20 protein-coding genes are annotated in these 21,317 nt (G+C 59.7%); 18 read left to right on the top strand and 2 right to left on the bottom strand.

Translation table 11 applies throughout. The features are described from left to right. Positions 1–19 precede the first annotated feature (19 nt). Positions 20–1,123, top strand: coding sequence for a D-alanine--D-alanine ligase family protein (locus tag Q4E11_RS01920; RefSeq protein WP_303163163.1), 1,104 nt, complete (start codon positions 20–22; stop codon positions 1,121–1,123). Between the two features lies 1 nt (position 1,124). On the opposite strand, the gene Q4E11_RS01915 is transcribed toward Q4E11_RS01920, so the two are convergent. After that, on the bottom strand, positions 1,125–2,105 hold the full coding sequence (locus Q4E11_RS01915) for a DUF3515 domain-containing protein (protein ID WP_303163161.1): 981 nt from the start codon (positions 2,103–2,105) through the stop codon (positions 1,125–1,127). A gap of 105 nt (positions 2,106–2,210) precedes the next feature. Here Q4E11_RS01915 and Q4E11_RS01910 point away from each other — a divergent pair, with 105 nt between their 5' ends. The 17 genes from Q4E11_RS01910 to ftsY all read left to right on the top strand — a co-directional run bounded on the left by Q4E11_RS01910 (position 2,211) and on the right by ftsY (position 20,660). Further along, on the top strand, positions 2,211–3,167 hold the full coding sequence (locus Q4E11_RS01910) for a thiamine-phosphate kinase (RefSeq protein WP_303163160.1): 957 nt from the start codon (positions 2,211–2,213) through the stop codon (positions 3,165–3,167). An 18-nt stretch (positions 3,168–3,185) separates the two neighbouring features. Then, positions 3,186–3,851 carry a uracil-DNA glycosylase gene (locus tag Q4E11_RS01905; RefSeq protein ID WP_303163158.1) on the top strand — a complete coding sequence of 222 codons (666 nt, stop codon included), beginning with the start codon at positions 3,186–3,188 and terminating at the stop codon, positions 3,849–3,851. Between the two features lie 6 nt (positions 3,852–3,857). Further along, on the top strand, positions 3,858–5,360 hold the full coding sequence (locus tag Q4E11_RS01900) for a DAK2 domain-containing protein (protein ID WP_303163157.1): 1,503 nt from the start codon (positions 3,858–3,860) through the stop codon (positions 5,358–5,360). Continuing rightward, a complete protein-coding gene (locus Q4E11_RS01895) occupies positions 5,314–7,515 on the top strand; it encodes an ATP-dependent DNA helicase RecG (RefSeq protein ID WP_303163156.1) in 2,202 nt (733 codons plus the stop codon). The genes Q4E11_RS01900 and Q4E11_RS01895 overlap by 47 nt, the downstream gene beginning before the upstream one ends. A 14-nt stretch (positions 7,516–7,529) precedes the next feature. Continuing rightward, on the top strand, positions 7,530–7,769 hold the full coding sequence (locus tag Q4E11_RS01890) for an acetyl-CoA carboxylase biotin carboxyl carrier protein subunit (protein WP_368410392.1): 240 nt from the start codon (positions 7,530–7,532) through the stop codon (positions 7,767–7,769). Beyond that, a complete protein-coding gene (rsmD, locus tag Q4E11_RS01885; RefSeq protein ID WP_303163151.1) occupies positions 7,770–8,336 on the top strand; it encodes a 16S rRNA (guanine(966)-N(2))-methyltransferase RsmD in 567 nt (188 codons plus the stop codon). Between the two features lie 50 nt (positions 8,337–8,386). Continuing rightward, positions 8,387–8,860 (top strand): pantetheine-phosphate adenylyltransferase, encoded by a 474-nt coding sequence (coaD, locus tag Q4E11_RS01880; RefSeq protein ID WP_303163150.1) that lies wholly within the window; start codon positions 8,387–8,389, stop codon positions 8,858–8,860. Between the two features lie 9 nt (positions 8,861–8,869). Then, on the top strand, positions 8,870–9,637 hold the full coding sequence (locus Q4E11_RS01875; RefSeq protein ID WP_303163149.1) for a DivIVA domain-containing protein: 768 nt from the start codon (positions 8,870–8,872) through the stop codon (positions 9,635–9,637). Positions 9,638–9,666: 29 nt separating this feature from the next. Continuing rightward, on the top strand, positions 9,667–10,230 hold the full coding sequence (locus Q4E11_RS01870) for a DUF177 domain-containing protein (protein ID WP_303163147.1): 564 nt from the start codon (positions 9,667–9,669) through the stop codon (positions 10,228–10,230). Between the two features lie 19 nt (positions 10,231–10,249). Then, a complete protein-coding gene (gene rnc / locus Q4E11_RS01865; RefSeq protein WP_303163145.1) occupies positions 10,250–10,978 on the top strand; it encodes a ribonuclease III in 729 nt (242 codons plus the stop codon). Beyond that, positions 10,978–11,841: a bifunctional DNA-formamidopyrimidine glycosylase/DNA-(apurinic or apyrimidinic site) lyase gene (gene mutM, locus Q4E11_RS01860; RefSeq protein ID WP_303163143.1), complete on the top strand. Its 864-nt coding sequence runs from the start codon at positions 10,978–10,980 to the stop codon at positions 11,839–11,841. The genes rnc and mutM overlap by 1 nt, the downstream gene beginning before the upstream one ends. Before the next feature lie 18 nt (positions 11,842–11,859). After that, on the top strand, positions 11,860–13,320 hold the full coding sequence (locus Q4E11_RS01855) for a sodium:alanine symporter family protein (RefSeq protein ID WP_303163480.1): 1,461 nt from the start codon (positions 11,860–11,862) through the stop codon (positions 13,318–13,320). Further along, on the top strand, positions 13,310–13,591 hold the full coding sequence (locus Q4E11_RS01850; RefSeq protein WP_303163479.1) for an acylphosphatase: 282 nt from the start codon (positions 13,310–13,312) through the stop codon (positions 13,589–13,591). Before Q4E11_RS01855 ends, Q4E11_RS01850 begins: the two co-directional genes overlap by 11 nt. Positions 13,592–13,859: 268 nt before the next feature. Continuing rightward, a complete protein-coding gene (locus Q4E11_RS01845; RefSeq protein WP_303163141.1) occupies positions 13,860–15,176 on the top strand; it encodes an ammonium transporter in 1,317 nt (438 codons plus the stop codon). A 36-nt stretch (positions 15,177–15,212) separates the two neighbouring features. Then, on the top strand, positions 15,213–15,551 hold the full coding sequence (locus Q4E11_RS01840) for a P-II family nitrogen regulator (protein WP_303163140.1): 339 nt from the start codon (positions 15,213–15,215) through the stop codon (positions 15,549–15,551). A 35-nt stretch (positions 15,552–15,586) separates the two neighbouring features. Beyond that, positions 15,587–19,099, top strand: a complete 3,513-nt coding sequence (gene smc, locus Q4E11_RS01835) for a chromosome segregation protein SMC (RefSeq protein WP_303163139.1) — start codon at positions 15,587–15,589, stop codon at positions 19,097–19,099. Positions 19,100–19,121: 22 nt separating this feature from the next. Beyond that, positions 19,122–20,660: a signal recognition particle-docking protein FtsY gene (gene ftsY, locus Q4E11_RS01830; RefSeq protein WP_303163137.1), complete on the top strand. Its 1,539-nt coding sequence runs from the start codon at positions 19,122–19,124 to the stop codon at positions 20,658–20,660. Between the two features lie 375 nt (positions 20,661–21,035). Here the strand turns inward: ftsY and Q4E11_RS01825 are convergent. Continuing rightward, positions 21,036–21,317 (bottom strand): hypothetical protein (locus tag Q4E11_RS01825; protein ID WP_303163136.1); only part of this gene is annotated, 282 nt, incomplete at its 5' end.

Here is a 21,317-nt window from a genome sequence, read left to right as displayed (position 1 = left end):
GGGGCTAAACTTAGTCACCATGACTTCGTCGAATAGCACCTCTGCCGACCGCATTTCCGTCGCCGTCATCTACGGCGGCGCGAGCCCGGAGCACAGCGTCTCCTGTGTATCGGCCGGCGCAATCATGGATCACCTGGATACAGACCGCTTCCGAGTGGTCCCCGTTGGCATTACCAAAGATGGCGTCTGGACCGTCGGCACGCACGACACCGACACTCTGCGCACACAGGGACGCACCATGCCTGAGGTTGTTCCGGGTGAGGAAATTGCGCTGAGTACCAGCCCTGCGCGCCGCGGCGAATTCCGTTATGTCACGGGTTCGCGTGCCGGCGAAGTGTTTGACACCGTCGACGTTATTTTCCCTGTCCTGCACGGTCCGAACGGTGAAGACGGCACGATTCAGGGCTTATTTGAGCTCTCCGGTATCGCGTACGTCGGCCCCGGTGTCCTCGCCTCCGCCGCCGGTATGGATAAGGAACGCACAAAGAATCTGCTGCACGCGGCGGGACTGCCGATTGGCAAGCAGGTCATTTTGCACGAGGGCGAAGCGCTTTCCGACGAAGACAAGGAGACCTTGGGGCTGCCGGTGTTTGTCAAGCCTGCCCGCGGTGGATCGTCCATCGGCATTTCTCGGGTGGCCGAGTGGGATGAACTGGATGCGGCACTGGAGCTTGCTCGTCAGCATGACTGGAAGGTCATCGTGGAGGCCGGCATTGACGGCGCTGAGGTAGAAATTGGCGTGCTGCAGCGTGCAGACGGCAGCGTGGAAGTATCCGTGCCCGCGCTGCTGCGAGGTACTGAGGACTCTGATGAGGGCTTCTACGGTTTCGAGACCAAGTACTTGGACGATGTGGTCTCCGCCCAGATTCCGGCACCGCTGCCGGAGGATGTGCTGGCGGCGCTGACAGCCGATGCGCGCCGCGCATTTCGGGCGCTCGGTTCGGATGGGCTGACTCGTGTGGACTTCTTTGTCACCGAGAACGGTCCACTGATCAATGAGGTCAACACCATGCCGGGCTTCACCCCGATTTCGATGTACCCGCAGATGTTTGCGGCTTCCGGGGTGAGCTATGAGGAGCTGCTCAGCGCCCTGATTGAGCGGGCGCTGGTAGCTCGGCGATAACTTACTTTTCCTCGCTCGGCGAGATGTTTTCCAGGTTGTCGGCGATGACCGACGACAGCACTGGCATAAGTGATGCGGTCTCCGACATCGGCAGGTGAACGGCGACGAAGCGCTCGCGGCCCATCGCGTACCAGGTGGCCGAGGTACCAGAGGACAGCGATGGTTCGTTGAACCAGACAATGTCACCAATCTGCGTCAGCTGCTGCGTGGTGGCGCTGTAGCCCGCTGGCTCGTCGACACCGCAGCGCAGAACCACAGGATCTGCCGGAGTGCCACCCCAGATCACCATGTCCTTTGGCAGGCCCTTCGGCATTTCCTTGTCACTCAGGCGATGGCGTTCACCGAGGTCGCGCGGCAGTGCAGCCTCGAGACCGCTGCAGCGATTATCGGCCTCCGGTGCGGCCAACTCCGCCAGCGGCACGCCACCGCGCTCAGGGGACTTCTTGTACTCAGAGTCCGGGCGTAGCGCCTCAGACAAATCGCGCAAGGCATCCTCGGCATCGGCATTGCCCTCTGGCGTGATGGCTACTACTGGCTCGCGGCCGACAGTAAACCACGTCGACAGTGAGTCATCAGTGCTGTCTACCACGCGGAGCCACTTAATGCCGTCGATGTCCTCGGTGGTGGCCAGCTCGTTGTATTGACTCGGCACCGGTGCACCACAGCGAAGCGTGATGCGATCCTGCTCCAGGTTGCGGTACACAGCTGCACCTTCCGGCGCCGGATCTGCGAGTTCCGCGCGGACAAGTCCGGCAGCGTGGTCAGGCAGGCGGTCGAGGAGAGCGGCGCACTCAGGCGAATCATCAGCGGGCAATTCCGGGTTGGAGATTGCCACTGGCTTTGCGGCCTGGGAATCTTGGAAAATCTTTGCGGCGAAAATGACGCCGAGGATAGCAACAATGGCGATAACGAGTGCGATAGCGGCTCGTCTCCGGCTACCCTTGGACTGAACTGTTTCTCCCGGTTGGGGTGCGTCTACCATAGGCCTGATTCTACGTGGCCGTGGGCTATCGCCAAGATTTGGGTGCAAACGGAAAAATTTCCGCTAAGACATAACGTTAATTAATAAGGATCGTGACACTTTACTGTGACTGAACCGACCATTGCCGATATTGGAGAGTTCGGCGTTATTGAAGCTATTCGCGCCATCGCTCCATCAGCGCGCAATGGTGATGATGCCGCTGTTTTGGCGCAGACAACTCCCAATGCTCGCTTCGTGGCCTCTACCGACATGTTGGTGGAAGGGCGCCATTTCCGTCTGGATTGGTCCACCCCGCAACAGGTGGGGGCCAAAGCCGCAGTGCAAAATTTTGCCGATATCGAGTCGATGGGTGCCAGGCCGACCGCCATGCTTTTTGCCATCTCAGCACCGCTGTCCACGCCGGTCAGCGTTGTCACCGGTATCGCCGAGGGGCTGTGGCAGCAGGGCAAACAATGCCCGGCAGAGCTGGTCGGCGGAGACGTAGTCAGTGGCGATTCGCTGGTGATCTCAATCAGCGCCATGGGGGAACTCGGTGGTCTGGGGCGGCCACTTTTGCGCTCCGGCGCAAAACCGGGGGACACGTTGATTGCGTCGGGGCGCATTGGTTATTCCGCAGCGGGGCTTGCGCTGTTGGAAGCCTGTGGCGGGCCGTCGAAGGTGCCTGCGGAGTTTGCGCAGCTGGTAGAGGCACACTGCACACCGGAGTTTGAGTACCGCCGAGGTTCGACGGCGCGGGCCACGGGTGCTCGGGCACTGACAGATAACTCCGATGGGCTGGTCGTCGACCTGAAGGCCATCGCGCACGCCTCGGGCGTGACAGTTGAGGTCGATGGTTCGGCAATCGCGCCTGATGAACTGCAGATTGCCGCCGGTGAGTTTCTCGGCTGTGACCCGTGGGAGTGGGTGCTTACCGGCGGCGAGGATCACACACTCATCGGCTCAACACCGGGCGAACCACCGACGGGGTTCCGCGCTATCGGTTCAGTGACAAGGGAAAAGTTCGATTCGGTGCTTATCGACGGGCACCGCCCAGCGTGTGATTCCGGTTGGGTTTCGTTCTAACAGAAAGGGTTTAAAAACATGGATCCGTTGCCGGTCGAAGAGGGTTGGCGAAAAGCGCTGGCTCCTGTCGAGGACGATATCCATCGCATGGGGCAGTTCCTGCGGGAAGAAAATGCGGCTGGCTACGGCTACCTGCCTGCTGGAACTGATGTTCTGCGGGCTTTTACGTACCCGTTTGACCAGGTCAAGGTGCTGATCATTGGGCAGGATCCATACCCGACACCAGGTCATGCGATGGGTCTGAGCTTTTCGGTCAAGCCCGATGTGCGCCCAGTGCCGCGCTCGCTGGCGAACATCTTTAAGGAATACAGCTCCGATTTGGGTTTGCCGACACCGTCTAACGGTGACCTGACTCCGTGGTGTGAGCAGGGCGTTGCACTGTTCAACCGAGTGCTGACTGTGCGTCCAGGCGCAGCCGCGTCGCACCGCGGCAAGGGCTGGGAGAAGGTAACCGAACATGCGATTAAGGCGCTGGTCGCACGTGATCAGCCACTCGTTGCCATCCTCTGGGGGCGCGATGCGCAGAGCTTGCAGAAGTGGCTGCCAGGGGTGGACTGCATTTGTTCGCCACATCCGTCGCCGTTGTCGGCATCGCGTGGTTTCTTCGGCTCCCGACCATTTAGTCGTGCCAATGAGTCTTTGGTCCGACAGGGTGCTGCACCTATTGACTGGACGCTAGGATAAGGATTCATGTCTTCGCAGATTGATTCTGCCGCCATTGTCGGTTGGGTAGCCCGCGGTATCGATGCACTTCAACGTCGCCGTGATGAAATCAATGGGCTCAATGTTTTCCCGGTGCCGGATTCCGATACCGGATCAAACATGATTGCCACTTTAACCTCGGCATATGAGGAAGCAAGCGCCGTCGATGTCACCGATGTTCGAGCCGTGACCGCAGCGCTTGCCGCAGGTGCTGTGCGCGGTGCCCGTGGCAATTCCGGAACGGTGCTCTCGCAGGTATTCCGCGCTATGGCGGAGGCTGCATCGGGTGATGGCATTGGGGTCAGTTCTGTGCAGCACACCTTAAAGTTGGCGGTTCGCCATGTCTCTCATGCCATTGCGAATCCCGTGGAGGGCACCATTTTGACAGTGTTGCGCCACGCGGCCATCGCGGCTGAGGAATACGGAGGCGAGTCGGTTGCCGAAATCGCTGACACGATTGCGGAGGCCGCGCGCGAAGCGTTAGCGAAGACCCCGTCTCAGCTGCCGGCGCTGCGGGAAGCTGGCGTGGTCGACGCCGGTGGCGCTGGCCTGGTTATCTTGCTCGACGCTCTTTCCGACGAAATCAGCGGCCGCGTAGCCGCCCCAGTCGATCTCCATGTCGATGCACCATCGATGAACACCATCGAAATGGAAGTGATGTACCTGCTGCGCATGGCCGGCAGCGAGGCAGTGGCTGAACTGCGCGGTCGGTTGGAGCCACTGGGCAATTCGCTCATTATCGCTGGCGATTCCAACAGTGATGAGGACGCTCAGCACATGGTGCATATCCACACCACTGAGCCCGGTGCCGTCATTGAGGCGGCGCTCGATTTTGGCCGCCCTGAGGGGATTCGCATTGAGGTTCTCGATGAACCCGTGGCTGCCCCCGAGCAACAGCGTGTCATTATCGTCGTGGTTCCGGCGGGCGCACTCACCGATCTGATCACCTCGGCCGGTGCAGTTGCAATCAGCCCGACACCGCGTAATCATGCCGACAATGCCGACCAAGAGTTCGCCGATGATGTGGTCACAAAGGTGCTGACCTCCATTCGCGGAGCCGATGAAGCTATTTTGCTGCCCAATGGCCTGGTCAGTGAGCAGGAGTTAGCCGACATTGAGCTCAGCGCCGGTGCCGCCACACCAGCACTGGCAGTGGTGAGCACTGATTCCATCCCAGCCGGTCTTGCAGCCCTGGCTGTGCACTCCGTCGACTTGCCATTAGCCGTTGCGGCATATGCCATGGGGGAGGCCGCCAATGGCACGAGGTCGGCTGCGGTCGCGGGGACCGTCGATAAGCCGTTGGCAGAGGCGATGATGGAGACGACCGCGCAGCTTCTCGACAGCGGTGGTGAGTTGGTGACGGTGTTGCTCGGTGACGGCGCTACGGCCACGGACGTGGAAAAACTGCGTGCGCAGCTGGGCTCTAAGGTCGAAGTCGTGGCCTATGACGCCAGCGGAATTGCCGAGCGTGCGCAGATTGGAGTCGAGTAGCGCGATGCTCGGCTGGCTTGGTTCGGATTATGCGCGAACACCCCTAAATATCGTGGTGGGGCCGAAGATTGCGAAGAAGCTGAAAACGGCGTTCGGCATGGAGACCGTTGCGGACGCGTTGACGAACTTCCCGAAGCGCTACGTCGCGCAGGGCAAAAGCCTGGACGTGTCGTTTTCCGATATCGGCGACACCATCACCACGGTGGTGGAGGTCTATAACGTCGCCCCCGCGCCGGCTGTGCCGGATCGCCGTAAGCCTCTGAAAATAATCGTCAGCGATGGCGTGCGGCTACTGCCCGCTGCAATTTTCGGCGCCGAGTGGCTGCGCAATGTTCTCTACCAAGGAGTGCGCCTGCTAATCGTCGGTACGCTCAGTGAATTTCGCGGAGAACTGCAGCTCAAAAACGTCGACTGCATGGTGCTCAAACCTGACGGCTCCGTCGGTGCGGCAACGGGCAAGTTGGCAACATTGACGAAGTCCGCAAAAGGCGTGGCGGAGATGCAGCGCCTCCTCACACGTCCGTATCTGCCCATTTACCGTGGACGCAAGGGCGTGGCAGGAATCCACTTAGCGCTATATATGCAGCGCGTCTTAGAGTGGCTACCGCTTCAGCCAGAACCACTGCCGACCACACCGGAAGGGCTCATCGACTTCGATCAGGCACTGCGGGGCGCACACTTTCCCTCCGTCGCAGGCCCTGACATCGCCATTGCACGCCTGAAATACGACGAAGCCCTGGAACTCCAGCTCGCCGTCGGAGCACGCAAACTCACCCAAGCCAGTCTCACCGCGCCGGTGTGCACAGAGGTCGCGGCAGGCGCGCGCGAGAAACTCCGCCAGGGCTTGCCGTTTTCGCTTACCGACGGCCAAAGCTCCGTCGCCGCCGACATCGCCCGGGATATGGCAGCAGATATTCCCATGAACCGTCTGTTGGCCGGTGAGGTCGGCTCCGGTAAGACCGTGGTGGCTCTGCTGGGAATGCTGCAGGCCGTCGATGCCGGCCGTCAGTGTGCCATGTTGGCTCCCACTGAAGTGCTGTCTCAGCAGCACTACCGGTCGCTATCTGCCATGTTGGAAAAAGCGGGGGTGGACGTCAATGTGCGACTGCTGACAGGCTCCATGGGTACCAAGGAGCGCAGGCAGACGCTACTGGAAGCAATAAACGGCCAGGCAGATATTGTCGTCGGCACGCATGCGTTGCTCAGTGATGGCGTGGAGTTCTTTGACCTCGGTCTTGTGGTGGTCGATGAGCAGCATCGCTTCGGTGTGCGTCAGCGCGATCAGCTGCGCAGTCGGGGACGAAATGGGCTGACACCGCATTTGCTGGTGATGTCGGCGACCCCGATTCCGCGCACCGTGGCGATGACTATTTTCGGTGACCTGGCGGTCTCACAGCTTACGGAATTGCCGCATGGGCGCCAGGAGATTCAGTCCTTTGTCGTGCCGACGTTGGAGAAGCCGCGCTGGGAGGCGCGCACGTGGGAACGCATTGCCGAAGAGGTGGCCAAGGGCAACCGCGCCTTCATTGTGTGCCCGCGCATTGAGCGTGATTCGGAGCAATTCCTCGACGAATCGGTGGAAGCCGTCTATGAGCGCGCCCAGAAGAAGTTGCCGAACCTGCGTATCGGGCAGTTGCACGGCAACTTGTCCCCGGAGACCAAGGACTCGGTCATGCAGGCGTTTGCGGCGGGGCAGTTGGACGTGCTGGTGTCCACGACGGTCATTGAGGTTGGCGTGGATGTTCCCGAGGCGACGGTGATGATGATTCGCAAGGCCGAGAGCTTCGGTATCTCGCAGATTCATCAGTTGCGCGGCCGCGTTGGTCGAGGCGACCGCGGGGGATTGTGCTTCCTGTGCACGCACACGCACGACCAGACTCCCGAGCGCACCCGACTTGAGCGCATTGCTGCTACCAATGACGGCATTCAGCTAGCAGAGCTCGACTTGGCTACGCGCAGTTTTGGTGACTTGTTGGGCGACGATCAGTCAGGTCTGGCAACTGGCCTGGGGTTGGTGGATCTCACCACCGATGGCGAGATTATTGAGCGCACCCGCGATGATGCCGCAGTCCTGCTGGAGGACAACCGTGACCTGGTCACAGCTCTAATCTCCGATATCGACGAGGAGCAGTCCAACTACTTAGATCGCTCCTAAGTAGACTGATGGGCATGGTAGATGTCTGTGCACCTTTTGCAGGAGTAGTCCGCTGGGAGGTCGCCGAAAATGAGTCGGTGACAACCGGTCAAGTGATTGCAGTTGTTGAAGCGGTCAAACTCGAGGCCCCCGTGGTGGCGCCGTGCCCAGGTACGGTTACCTCGCTGGCCACAGCGCAGTTCGCCGATGTCGAAGGCGGCCAGCTACTGGCAAAAATCAATCCGTCGCAGAATCAGACGCACGAAGGGGAGTAAATGACCCGCATTATTGCAGGTGAAGCACGCGGCCGCAGACTGGTCACGCCGAAGGGAGACCACACCCGCCCGACCAGTGACCGCGCTAAGGAGGCAATCTTTTCCTCCTGGTCCACACGCTTTGGCCTAGAGGGCACACGTGTGCTCGACCTGTTTGCCGGTTCCGGCGCACTGGGGCTCGAAGCCGCCTCCCGCGGTGCTGACTCCGTGGTGCTGGTGGAAAATGATCCAGGCGCGATTGCGGCAATTGAGAAAAACATGCGCACGGTCGGGCACCCCGATGTCACCCTGGCGCCGATGAAGGTCTCCAGTTACCTGGCCGGCGCGCCGGGCAGGCCCTTTGATCGCGTTATCGCTGACCCACCGTATGAGCTGGCAGGAGAGGCCGTCACGGAGATGCTTGAGGCCCTGCGCGCGTTCTTGGTGCCGGGTGCGGTGGTGACGGTGGAGCGTCACCGCGACGATGCGGAAACGCAGTGGCCGGAGGGCTATGAGCCGCTGGAGCAGAAGCTCAAGCGCCGCATCCACGGCCTGGCTCGCTTCGACACTGCTATCTACAACGCATAAAGTCGCTTGAACAACGCTTTACGACGTATCGAAGGTGGTTTAGCTCCCCAATGACTCACGCATGTTGCCCCGGCTCCTACGATCCGATGACATCCGGCCACCTCGATGTGGTGGAACGCGCCTCTCAGCAGTTTGAAAAGGTCACTGTGCTGGTCACGCACAACCCCAATAAGCAGGGAATGTTCGATGTCGATGAGCGCATGGACCTGATTCGCCAGTGCACCTGCCACCTGGATAATGTCGAGGTGGACTCGTGGTCGAAGTTGCTGGTGGATTACACCTCAGCCCATGACATCTCGTGCCTGGTTAAGGGGCTGCGCTCTGCTGCGGACTATGAGTACGAAGTGCCAATGGCGCAGATGAACCGTCGTATGACCGGCATTGAGACGCTGTTTATGGAGGCCGATCCTCGGTACGGTCACGTTTCCTCGACCTTGATGAAGGAAGTCGTTCGCTACGGCGGTTCGGTGGAAGGTTTGGTTCCTGAGCCTGTCTTGCGCGCCCTTCAGCGCCGACTCAAGTAGCATGAAACCATGTTTCGCGTCTTTGAATCCCTCGATGAACTAGTCCAGATCCTGGAAGAAGCTCATGGTGTGCCGCTGTCGGCCAACTGCATGGTGCCGCGTCAGCGGGTTCTAGAGCTGCTTGATGAGCTACGGGATGCTTTCCCGACAGAGCTTGATGATGCACAGGATGTGCTGGATCAGCGAGATGAGATTCTCAATGACGCGGATGCTCGCGCGAACAACACCATCACCACTGCGGATGATGAAGCCCGCCGTATTGTCGACGAGGCGGAGGCGCGCGCCAACCACACCATTGAAGATGCAAACGCACATGCCGCGGGCACTGTTGCCGCTGCTGAGGACGATGCCCGTCGCATCCGCGACAATGCTCAGCACGAGTACGAGACGGTAGTTGACCGTGCTTCTGCTGAAGCAGATCGCCTGGTCACGGCCGGTAATGAATCGTATGAGCGCTCGGTTGCCGAAGGCCGCGAAGAGCAGGCTCGCCTGGTTTCGGAATCCACCGTGGTCCGCGAGGCCAACGAGGAATCCCGTCGCTTGCTCGCTGACGCTCACGCGGATTCGTCCCGTCTGCGGGAAGAGTGTGACCGCTACGTTGACAGCAAGCTCGCTGAGTTTGAAACGACTCTGCAGGAGACTCTGCGCAACGTTGGCCGCAACCGCTCGGCACTACGCTCTGGCGCTGGTGCCGTGGGCGGTAGCTCTGTTGCAGGTAACCAGAACCAGGCCACCGGCGCTGCTGAGGGGTACGAACGCCGCCGGTACGAGCGTTAGGGCGTCTTCAGGGTAGACTGGCGTCTATCATGACTGACTCATCCCCTTTTATTCTGGACGTCTCTACGTGCTTGCAGGACGATATGCCCGAGCAGTTCCGCAAGGTAGGCGATGCCCCTGTGCGCGTTGGCGCTGAGATGATTGGTATCGCTGCTGGTACAGAGGTCGTTGTTGACGGCATTATCACGAACATCGGCACTGGTGTCATGGTTGACGCGACCGTGACGGCACAGGCCACAGGTGAGTGTGCTCGTTGCTTGGCCCCGCTTCACCCGGAACTGTCGTTCCACATCTCAGCGGTATTTTCCAACGAGGAGGACTTCATCACCGGCGATGACGCTGATGAAGACGAGGTGGACGAAGAAGTCGGCAAGATTGTCGACGATACGGTGGATATCACTCAGGCTCTCATTGACGAAGCCGGTTTGAAGCTGCCGTTTAATCCAACCTGTGAGACCTACGGTGGCACCTGCGAGCAGTCGGGCTCTGATGTGCCGGAACCGGATGGAATTTCGGGTGAAGAGGAGCGAATTGATCCGCGTTGGGCTGCCCTGGCGGAGAAGTTTGGCTCGCTCGGAGAAGATAAGAAATAAATCAAAGGAGATATGACGGATGAGCCGCAAGCGTCGGCTAACCGGTGAGGCGGCTAGGGAGGCTGCATTTGGTGCAGTCGATCACGCCCCGCTTATGGAAAATCTCGGTGTTGAGCTGCCAGATGATGCTCTCAAGCTGGCTCTGACGCACCGCAGTTTCGCAAATGAAAATGGCGGACTCACCAATAACGAGCGCCTGGAGTTCTTGGGTGACGCCGTGCTGGGCATGTGCGTTGCTGAAGAGCTCTATCGCCGCTTCCCGGACCGCGCTGAGCAGGACATTTCCAAGATGCGTGCCGGTGTGGTGAATATGTACGCCCTGGCTGATTTGGCGCGCAGCATTGGCCTTGGCCAGCACATTTTGCTCGGTCGTGGTGAAAAGGCCACGGGCGGCGAAGACAAGCATTCGATTCTCGCCGACACCACCGAGGCGCTGCTGGGTGCAATCTACCTGCAGCATGGCTTTGAGGTCGCTCGCGATACCGTGCTTCGTCTGTTCAGCAAGATGATTGATGACGCTCCGACGGAATCGCGCGGCCGTGACTGGAAGACGCTGCTGCAGGAGCGTCTGTCGGCCAAGCACCTTCCGGCACCGGAGTACACCGTGCGCACGACCGGCCCTGACCACGACTTGACGTTCTACGTCGATGTGCTGGTCAACGGCGTGGTCAAGGGCAGCGGCACTGGCGCGACAAAGAAGGAAGCCGAGATGCACGCCGCGCACCAGGCACACACTGCGCTGGCCTAATGCCCGAACTCCCTGAGGTCGAGTCCGTTCGCCGCGGGCTTGACGCGTATGTCGTCGGCGGTCGCATCGACCAGACGTTCGTCTACAATCCGCGCGCTGTGCGTCGTCAGCCCGGTGGTGCCGCCGAATTTATCGCACGCACGCAAGGCCGACGCGTTATCGCTACCGATCGGCGCGGCAAGTTTATGTGGCTCGTGCTTGACGACGACTCCGCCATCGCCATCCACTTGGGCATGAGCGGCCAACTGCGCGTTGAGCCTCCGTACACGCCAGAGACAGATCCCGGTCGCCACACCCGGGCAGCCTTTGATATGAGCTTGCCGGACGGCGCACGGCACCTGATCAACTTTAATGATCAGCGCACATTTGGGTGGGTCTGGGCCTGCGAGCTCGTGGAATCCCGCGGCCGCATGGTGCCCGAACCGGCTGCGAATATCGCGTCTGATTTGCTTGAGCCAAATCTCGATGTGGTGGCGCTTGCGCACCGCATGGTGCGCTCGCGCGCAGCTGTCAAAAGTGTGTTGCTCAACCAGAATATTGTCTCTGGTATCGGCAATATTTATGCCGATGAGATGCTGTGGGCGGCAAAGGTTGATGGTCGCGTACCGGCTAGTGACCTGTCGATTCGTCGGTTAGCGAAGCTCTTGCGTGAAGGACAGGTGGTGCTGCGGCGCGCACTCGCGGCGGGTGGGACAAGCTTCGACGCGCTATATGTGCACGTCAATGGAGAAAGTGGCTATTTTGAGCGGAGCCTCAATGTCTATGGTCGCGCGGGTGAGCCGTGCCCGCGGTGTGGGCGCGCGATTGTGCGGCTGCCATTTGCGAATAGATCGAGTTATCTGTGTCCTAGGTGCCAGCGCTAAACTTTTCCCATGAGCTTCATGGAAACGGCGACCGATTGGGTCAACGCCTGGAACGACAAGTACTGGCTGTTCATGATTCTGCTGCTCAGCGGTGCGGGCCTGTACTTCTGCTGGCGGACCATCGTGGTGCAGCTGCGCTACATTCCGGAGATGTTCAAGGCGATCACGGAAAAGCCTTCGGACATCTCGGAGGGTGTCAAGGGAATTTCGGCCTTCAAGGCCTTCACTATTTCAGCGGCATCCCGTGTGGGTACCGGTAACGTCGCAGGCGTTGCGGTGGCAATCACCACTGGCGGTCCGGGCGCGGTGTTTTGGATGTGGTTGTTGGCCGCAATCGGTGGTGCGACCAGCTTTGTGGAGTCCACGCTGGCGCAGCTGTACAAAGTGCGCGATAAGGATTCCTACCGCGGTGGTCCGGCGTACTACATCACCAAGGGGCTGGGGGAGAACTGGCGTTGGGTGGCAACGCTGTTCGTGCTGGCTATCACGGTGACGTACGGTTTTGTGTTCAATGCTGTGCAGTCGAACTCGATTACTGCGGCGGTGGCGGAGTCGACTGGCAATGACTCCACTGGCTTCAAGCTGGGTGTTGGCATTGTGCTGGCGATTCTGACCGGTGTTGTTATCTTCGGTGGCGTGCAGCGCATCTCGGCGGTCACGCAGATTGTCGTGCCAATCATGGCAGTGGCCTACATCGTTCTCGGTCTGATTGTGCTGGCGCTCAACATCACCGAGGTACCGGCCATGATCAAGCTGATTTTCGAGCACGCCTTTGGCATCCGTGAAATCGCAGGTGCAGCCGTGGGTACCGCGATGATGCAGGGTATCCGCCGTGGTCTGTTCTCCAACGAGGCCGGTATGGGCTCGACCCCGAACGCCGCTGCTACCGCATCGGTGTCGCATCCTGTCAAGCAGGGACTTATTCAGACAATGGGTGTCTACTTCGATACCTGGGTCGTCTGCACCATTACGGCCGTGATTATTCTGCTGTCCGACCCGCAATTTGGCGGCGACGCAGAGGGCACCGCGCTGACTCAGGCCGCCCTGTCCGCGCAGGTCGGTAGCTGGGCCATCCACGCTGTCACCGTCATCATCTTCTTCCTGGCGTTTTCCTCGCTGATGGGTAATTACTACTACGCCGAGGCCAATGTTCCGTTCCTGGCCAAGAGCAAGGCTGCACTGAACACTGTCCGCGTGCTGGTCGTGCTGTGCGTCGTCGGTGGTGCAATCGGTTCGGTGCCGCTGGTGTGGGCACTGGCGGATACGTTCTCGGCAATCATGGCAACGATTAATATCATCGCCATCCTGCCGCTGGGTGGCGCGGCGGTCGCGCTGCTGAGCAACTACTCCGCGCAGAAGGCCAAGGGCCTAAACCCGGTGTTCCACCGCGATGATCTGCCGAATCTCCCCGGTCACGACAAGATTGAATGCTGGGATGGTTCCGATCCAATGACGGTACGTGATGCCAATGCCGCTTAACGACGTCCGCCTCACCGCGTGGGTACACGGTCGTGTCCAAGGTGTCGGCTTTCGCTGGTACACCCGCGCTCGCGCACTGGAGTTGGGGCTGGTTGGGTATGCGCAGAACTATCCGGACGGTCGAGTACTGGTTGTTGCCGAGGGGCCACGGGATGCGTGTGAGTCCCTGCTGTCCTGGCTAGAAGGTCCGGATACTCCGGGGACTGTGACAACCGTGGTGCCGATGTTCAATGAGCCGAAGGGGACATTGAGCAGCTTCGACCGTCGTTAAGCGGGCATATGCTCCGCGTGTTTTGCCCCCGTGTTGGTGTAGCGCGTTAAAAAGTCAAAAGTTTTTCATCCCTCGCCCTGTGTGGAATTTTCTGTGCAGGTAGCGGGGGGTTTTTCTGTGCCTGAGCGTAATGCGGGCGGGTGGGACTAACGGTGTTGTGGGGTGGGAAGCTAATGTAAATACTTCATAAAGAAGAAAAAGTCTACGCAAATACGGAGGAATGTCGTTTAAATTTATTACTACCTACTGAAGAAACAGGGAGGCAGAGATGACGCCTGAAGAAGTTATTGCACAGTCGGGAAACTCAGCGTGGATGCTGATCTCGGCTTCGTTGGTTTTGCTCATGACACCGGCGCTTGCGCTGTTCTACGGCGGCATGTCGCGGCAGAAGTCGGTGCTCAACATGATGATGATGAGCTTTGGTGCCGTTGGTGTCGTCGGTGCCATCTACGTCTTGTGGGGTTGGTCGATGTCGTATGGCACGCAGTCCATCGGCGGAATTTTTGCCAACCCATTCGAGTTTTTCGGCCTGCGTAACTCGATTACAGATGCCGACGGCAACTACATCGCAGGTGCCAGCGGCTACCCGAACATCATTGATATCGGGTTCCAGCTGACCTTCTGCGCCATCTCGGTGGCGCTTATCTCCGGCGCACTGGCTGAGCGCGTGAAGTTCTCCACCTGGCTGATCTTTGTCGGCGCATGGTCGACGGTGGTCTACTTCCCGATGGCCTTCATGGTGTGGGGCGGCGGACTGCTGAGTCACTCCGCGGAGAGCTTGTCGGCAAAGCTCTTCGGCGTGGCCGACGGTGAGGCGCTGATTGCTCCAATTGACTTTGCCGGTGGCACGGTTGTTCACATCGCCGCAGGTACGGCAGCTCTGGTGCTGGCGATTATCGTCGGCAAGCGCAAGTCGGTTATCAACAGCCAGCACCGTCCTCACAACCTGCCGCTGGTCATGCTGGGTGCGGCCCTGCTGTGGTTCGGTTGGTTTGGCTTCAACGCGGGCTCCGCATTTGCCGCGGATGGCAATGCCGGTCTGGCCTGGGTAAACACCACTGTTGCTGCCTGTGTCGGCATGCTCGGCTGGATTACGCTGGAGCGTATTCGTGATGGGCACGCCACCTCGCTGGGTGCGGCCTCCGGCGTCATCGCAGGTCTTGTGACCATCACACCGGCAGCCGGTGACATGAACCCGGTGACCTCCATCATCCTGGGCTACATCGGCGGTGCGCTGGCGTGCTGGGGTGTCAGCCTGAAGTACAAGTTCAATTTCGATGACACACTCGACGTAGTCGGGGTGCACCTGGTCGCTGCACTGTGGGGTACGACTGGTGTCGGTCTGTTTGCCAATGACCGTGGTCTGCTTACCGGCGGTGGCATGGAGGGGCTCAAGCTCTTTGTTATTCAGATTCTCATCGCCGTGTTCGCTGTGATCTTCTCGGGCATTCTCACCTGGGTTATTGCGACGGCGTTGAAGTCCACCGTGGGCTGGCGCATTGATAGGGAAGACGAGTTCTCCGGCATCGATGTCAGCCAGCACGGGGAATCCGCATACGCTTCCCCGAATCAGGCCGTGGTCTAGCGGAAACATAAATGGCTAATAGATAAGGAGTAAGCCATGAAACTCATTACTGCAGTAGTCAAGCCATTTACTATCGAAGAGATCCGCGACGGCTTGGAAGAAATCAATGTCAGCGGCATGACCGTTGTCGATGCCGAGGGCTACGGCCAACAGAAGGGACACTCTGAGGTTTACCGTGGCGCGGAGTACACGGTCGAATTTGTTCAAAAGTCCCGCGTTGAAGTTGTTGTGGCCGATGAACAGCTGGAACAGGCTCTCGAGGCCATCTGTACGGCGGCGCGCACGGGCAAGATCGGTGATGGCAAAGTATGGGTGACAAATGTCGAACGCGTCGTCCGTGTCCGTACTGGAGAAAGCGGTCCAGCAGCGGTTTAGGCCTATCCCTAATCAGATAGGTAGAATTTAGCCCCATGTACTTGAAATCGCTGACTCTGAAGGGCTTTAAGTCCTTCGCTTCGGCGACGACTATGAAATTCGAGCCGGGCATTTGCGCAGTTGTCGGCCCCAATGGCTCAGGAAAATCCAACGTCGTAGACGCACTTGCCTGGGTTATGGGAGAGCACTCGGCCAAGACACTGCGCGGCGGCAAGATGGAAGATGTCATCTTCGCCGGAACCTCCGGTCGAAAGCCCCTGGGCCGCGCTGAGGTCACGCTGACCATCGACAACTCCGATGGTGCGCTGCCCATTCAGTACAAGGAAGTCTCCGTTACCCGCCGCATGTACCGCGACGGTGCGAGCGAATACGAAATTAACGGCTCCCGCGTACGACTGATGGATGTCCAGGAGTTGCTCAGTGATACCGGCATTGGCCGCGAGATGCATATCATCGTCGGCCAGGGTCGGCTTTCGCAGATTTTGGAGTCCCGTCCAGAAGAGCGTCGCGCTTTCATTGAAGAGGCGGCAGGTGTGCTCAAGCATCGCCGCCGTAAGGAAAAGGCGCAGCGCAAGTTGCAGTCCATGCAGGCCAACTTGGATCGTCTGCAGGATTTGACTGGTGAACTGTCGCGACAGCTCAAACCTTTGAAGCGGCAGGCAGAAGCCGCCTCGCGCGCACAGACAGTGCAAGCGGATCTGCGTGATGCCAAGTTGCGCCTGGCCGCTGCGGACTTTGTCGACTTGCAGTCGAGCCTCGATGACATTGCAGGTCAGGCCAAGCTTATTGAAGAGAAGGTAGAGGCAGCTACCGAACGGTCAGAAATCGCCGCTGAGCGCACTGCCGAACTCGAAGTCGAGCTCGAGGAAATCACGCCTGCAGCTGATGCCGCGCGCGACTTGTGGTTTAGGCTCTCCGCACTCGGCGAACGTGTGCAGGCCACCGCTCGTATTGCCGCTGATCGCGCTGCCGATCACTCTGTGACTCCGTGGGTTGGCCCCGATCCGGACTTCCTCGAACAGCGCGCCGATGACGCTGCTACAGAGGAGGCCACACTCGCTGAGGCGGAGACCGAGGCCCGCGAGAAGCTGGAGGAAGTCCGCGAGACTCTCTTTGATGCCGAAGAGGCTTTCCGCGAGGCCGAAGCAGAGCACCTCGCCGCTGTTCGCGCCATCGCTGACCGCCGCGAGGGCGTTGTCCGCCTCATCTCTGCCGAGGAGTCTCTGCGCACTCGACTGGAAGCTGCTGAAGCAGAAGCCGCACGGCTTACTGAGCAGACCGATGAGGCCGATGAACGCCGCGCCGATGCCACCGAGGCCGTTGAAATCGCAGCTCAGGAACTTGCAGAGGCTGAACTTGAAGGCCCCGAGCTGCAAAGTGCGTATGAGCAGGCGAACCGTGAAGCCGAGCTTGCATCCGCTCGCCTGAAGGAACTCCGTGCCGACGAGCGTGATCTGGAGCGCACTGTTTCCGGATTGTCCGCGCGCATCGAGGCGCTGGAGACCGCTCGCACCGCCGCTGCAAACGACGGCACCGCGTGGCTGCGCGAAAACCACGGACTCGGCGCGCTCTCTGAGGTCATCGATGTCGATTCCGGCTGGGAAAAGGCCCTTACCGTAGCTCTCGGTGCCGCCGCCGAAGCGCTGGTCAGCGAGGGCGGTGGGGAGTTGCTTATCGACGAACTGGTCGCGTCCGGCAAGGGCAGTGCCGTTGTTATCGATGCTGCGACTGCAGCTGACACCTGGCGGCTGGACATTACTCTGCCGGCAAAGGCCAGTTGGTTGCTCGACCATCTGACGATTCCGGAAAATCTCTCTGGGGCTTTGACTACCTTGCTGGTCGATGTCGTAGCTTGCGACGACGATCAGCAGGCCAGGGAATTGGTTGCGCAGGACACTCGATTGCGGGTTGTTGACCGTGACGGTGTCCTGCGCGGTTCTGGGTGGATTGCAGGTGGCGCTGGCGGTCGTGCCTCAGGTGTGGAAATCGCCGCCGACATTGCGAAGGCTCGGGAAGAACTCAGTGCAGCGCAGACGCGTCTAAGTGATCTCGGCGGTGTGCTCTCCGGCGCCGCTGCCGAAGAAGAGGACCGTCGCACCGATGCGGCGGCAGCTCGCGCGGCGTTGCGTGAGCATCAAAGTCGTATGAAGGTTCTCTCTGATGCGCGTACGCGTGCTACGGCACAGCTGTCCGGAGTCGTCCATGACGCGGAACGAGCCGAGCAGCGCGGAGCCGAGGCAACCGAGCGTGTGGCCAAACTCCGGAAGGAATTGGAGGAAGTCGCAGACCGCTTAGCTCGCGTAGACCGTGACCCCGAGGAGGGGGAACCGTCGACAAGCGAACGTGACCGCACGTCAGAAGCTCTGACGGCAGTGCGTGCGATGGAGACGGAGGCGCGTCTTGCCCTGCGTACGGCGGAGGAGCGGCACAACAGCGTGCGTGGTAAGGCGGAGCGGCTACGCAGGCAGGCGGCGTCGGAGCGCGTGGCGAAGAACCGCCACGAGCAGGCGCAGTTGGCGAAGGTCGCGCAGCGTGAGTTGGCGGAGGTCGTCGCGGAGCTCGCGGAGGACCTGCATGCCAAGGTCAGTGTGTCGCTCGCGCGTGCCGAGGCCGACCGCGATGATGCCGAAGCGCAGAAGCAGACGGTGTCGCAGGCACTGTCGGCAGCACGCACTGAGGCGAACAACGCGCAGCGCGACCTGGCGCTGCTCACCGATTCTGCTCATCAGGGCGATATTGCCCGTGCCCAGGCACAGGTGCGTGTCACGGAGGCGGAAGAACGCATTGTCGATCAGCTGGGACTCTCAGTCGATGATCTGCTTGCTGATTTCGCGCCGGATGAGGATTTTGACCGCGCTGCCGTGACTAAGCAGCTCAAGCAGGCTGAGAAGGACTTGCGTGTGCTGGGGCGCGTTAATCCGCTGGCGCTTGAAGAATATAAGGCGATGGAGGAGCGCTACTCCTTCCTGTCCACGCAGCTCGATGATGTCTTAAAGGCCCGCAAAGACCTCATCGACGTTGTCGAAGAGGTCGATGCGACGATTCTGCAGCTGTTCGCCGATGCGTGGAAGGACGTAGAGGCGGAGTTTCCCGCTGTCTTCGAAACGCTGTTTCCCGGCGGCGAGGGGCGATTGGTTCTCACCGAACCCGATAATCTGCTCACTACCGGCATCGAAGTCGAGGCGCGTCCGCCGGGGAAGAAAGTCAAGCGCCTGTCGCTGCTGTCCGGCGGCGAGAAGTCGCTCACCGCGTTGGCTATGCTCGTCGCCATCTTCCGCGCACGGCCAAGCCCGTTCTACGTGCTCGACGAGGTGGAAGCCGCGCTTGACGACGTCAACTTGCGGCGTCTCATCGCCCTGCTAGAGGAACTCCGCGAGACAAGTCAGCTGATTGTCATTACCCACCAGAAGCCCACGATGGATGTTGCCAACGTTCTTTACGGCGTGACCATGCGTGGCGACGGCGTGACGCGGGTAATTTCCCAGCGCATGTCCCCGGCATCGGCATCCGCGAAGGAACAAGCAGGCGATATCAGGCAGTCGGAGTAGTTAATACTGCATAATAAGAGGTATGACTCCTACTCAGTGGATTATCCTCGTTGTCGCGATCATCGTTATTATCGCGCTGATTTTTGTCGTCGGGTACCGCCGTCGGCAGAATCAGCGCATTTCTTTTTCCAAGGAAGAGACGAAGGAGCTAACTCAGCAGGAAAAGTCTGGTAATTACCAGGCAACCAGCGGTTTCAACTTCGCTCCTGCTGGTGGCGGCACTGATACCCGTGAAAAGCAGCCGGTGGAAAAACCGATTGCGAAGCCTACCGAGAAACCTGTTGAAAAGCAGGTTATTCCGCCGGTTGAGAAGCCAACGGAGCAGCCGAAGGATAAGGCGGACGGTAAGGCTACGGACGGCTCATTGCTGTTGCCGGAAGGCCGGCTGGAAATCCCGGATAATCCCACTGCGCTGCAGACTCCAATTGATCAGGAGATGCCGGAAATTCCGGTTGAGCTGCCTGATTTGCCGGAGCCCAAGGCGGAGCCGGATGTAGAGCCAGAGCCGGAACCAAAGCCGCAGCCGACTCCGAAGGCGGAACCTGCGCCTGAAGCAGCGCCAGCACCAGAGCAGGAGCCGGAGCAGACACCAGAGCCGGAGCCGGAAAAGCCAGCCCATCAGCTGGACACAATTGACCCTGCAGAGGGCCGTCTGAATCGTCTGCGCGGTCGCTTGTCACGTTCGCAGAATGCAATTGGCCAGTCTGTCCTCGGCATTCTGGGTGCCGGTGACTTGGACGAGGATGCCTGGGAGGAAGTCGAAGACACCCTTGTCATGGCGGACCTCGGTGCTGCCGCAACGCAGCGAGTTGTCGATAAGCTGCGTGAACGGATTGCCAGCCAAAAGGTTAACTCTGAAGAGCAGGCTCGTGCCTTGCTGCGAGAAGTACTGATTGAAGAGTGCCAGCCGCAGATGGATCGTTCCATTCGTGCATTGCCGCATGAGGGCAAGCCCGCTGTGATCCTGGTCGTTGGTGTCAACGGCACGGGTAAGACGACGACTACCGGTAAGCTTGCGCGAGTCCTCGTTGCCGGAGGTCATCGAGTTGTTCTGGGTGCTGCGGATACCTTCCGTGCCGCCGCGGCCGACCAGCTGGAGACCTGGGGGCGCCGCGTCGGTGCCGAGACCGTTCGCGGTGCTGAGGGCGCAGACCCAGCCTCGATCGCTTTTGAGGCCGTCTCTTACGGCATTGAATCCGGTGCAGATGTCGTACTGATTGACACCGCTGGTCGTCTGCACACCAAGGTTGGCCTGATGGATCAGCTGGACAAGATTAAGCGCGTTGTGGAAAAGAAGGCACAGGTTGACGAGGTCATTCTGGTACTTGACGCGACCGTCGGCCAAAATGGTCTGCTGCAGGCTCGTACCTTCCGCGATGTTGTGGATATTACCGGTGTTGCGCTGACCAAGCTGGACGGTACCGCCAAGGGTGGCATTGTCTTCCAGGTTCAAAATGAGCTGGGCGTGCCCGTCAAACTGGTTGGTCTTGGTGAGGGCGCTGACCACCTTGCGCCGTTTGAGCCCGACAGTTTTGTCGATGCGCTGCTCGGCGGCCGCTAAGCTCTCATAATTTAGATTTCCCGCAGTTTGGGGGCCTTATCGAGGCGTCCGCTGCGGGTTTTCTATTGGCTCACATTTCGCAGGGCGTATGGAGCATTACATGATATCTTTCACGCCCGAGCGACCTGTGTTGTGCGTCGAAAAGCGTTAAGCGCTATCTGGGCAGACCGCCAAAGAACGTGGAGTAGGGGGCAGGGGAGAAGACTGTAGGCGCACGCAAAGTTGTTGTTGCTGCTGATTTTGCTTGACGACGTCGTGTGCTGCCCCAGGAGCACGTGTTTTTTAGGCAGAAATTAAAACCCCTGACAGCACTTCCTTGTGAGGAAGGTGTCAGGGGTTCAATCGTTGAGGAACGAACCTTAGCTCGTCAGGATCTTACAGAACCTTCAGAGCCTGGTGAGCAGCGTTTGCGCCACCGACCAGCACAGAGACAGTGTTGTCGCTGATGTGGAAGGAGTCAACGTTAATCATAGCCAGTGGGCACTTCGGAGCGGCTGGCTGCTGAACGGTGTTGTTCTGAGCTGGCTGCGGAGTGCGCGGGGAAATGTGGATCCACGGCTCGACATTGGTCTTCGGCTGCGGAACAACGTTGGTACCATTCTTGCCCGGCTTACCGTCCTTACCTGGCTTACCGTCCTGGCCTGGCTTGCCCTCCTG

This window comes from Corynebacterium sp. (assembly GCF_030532195.1).
Taxonomy (GTDB): Bacteria; Actinomycetota; Actinomycetes; order Mycobacteriales; family Mycobacteriaceae; genus Corynebacterium.
The sequence above is the reverse complement of the archived record's forward strand: the minus strand, read 5'-3'. Positions and strand labels throughout refer to the sequence as shown.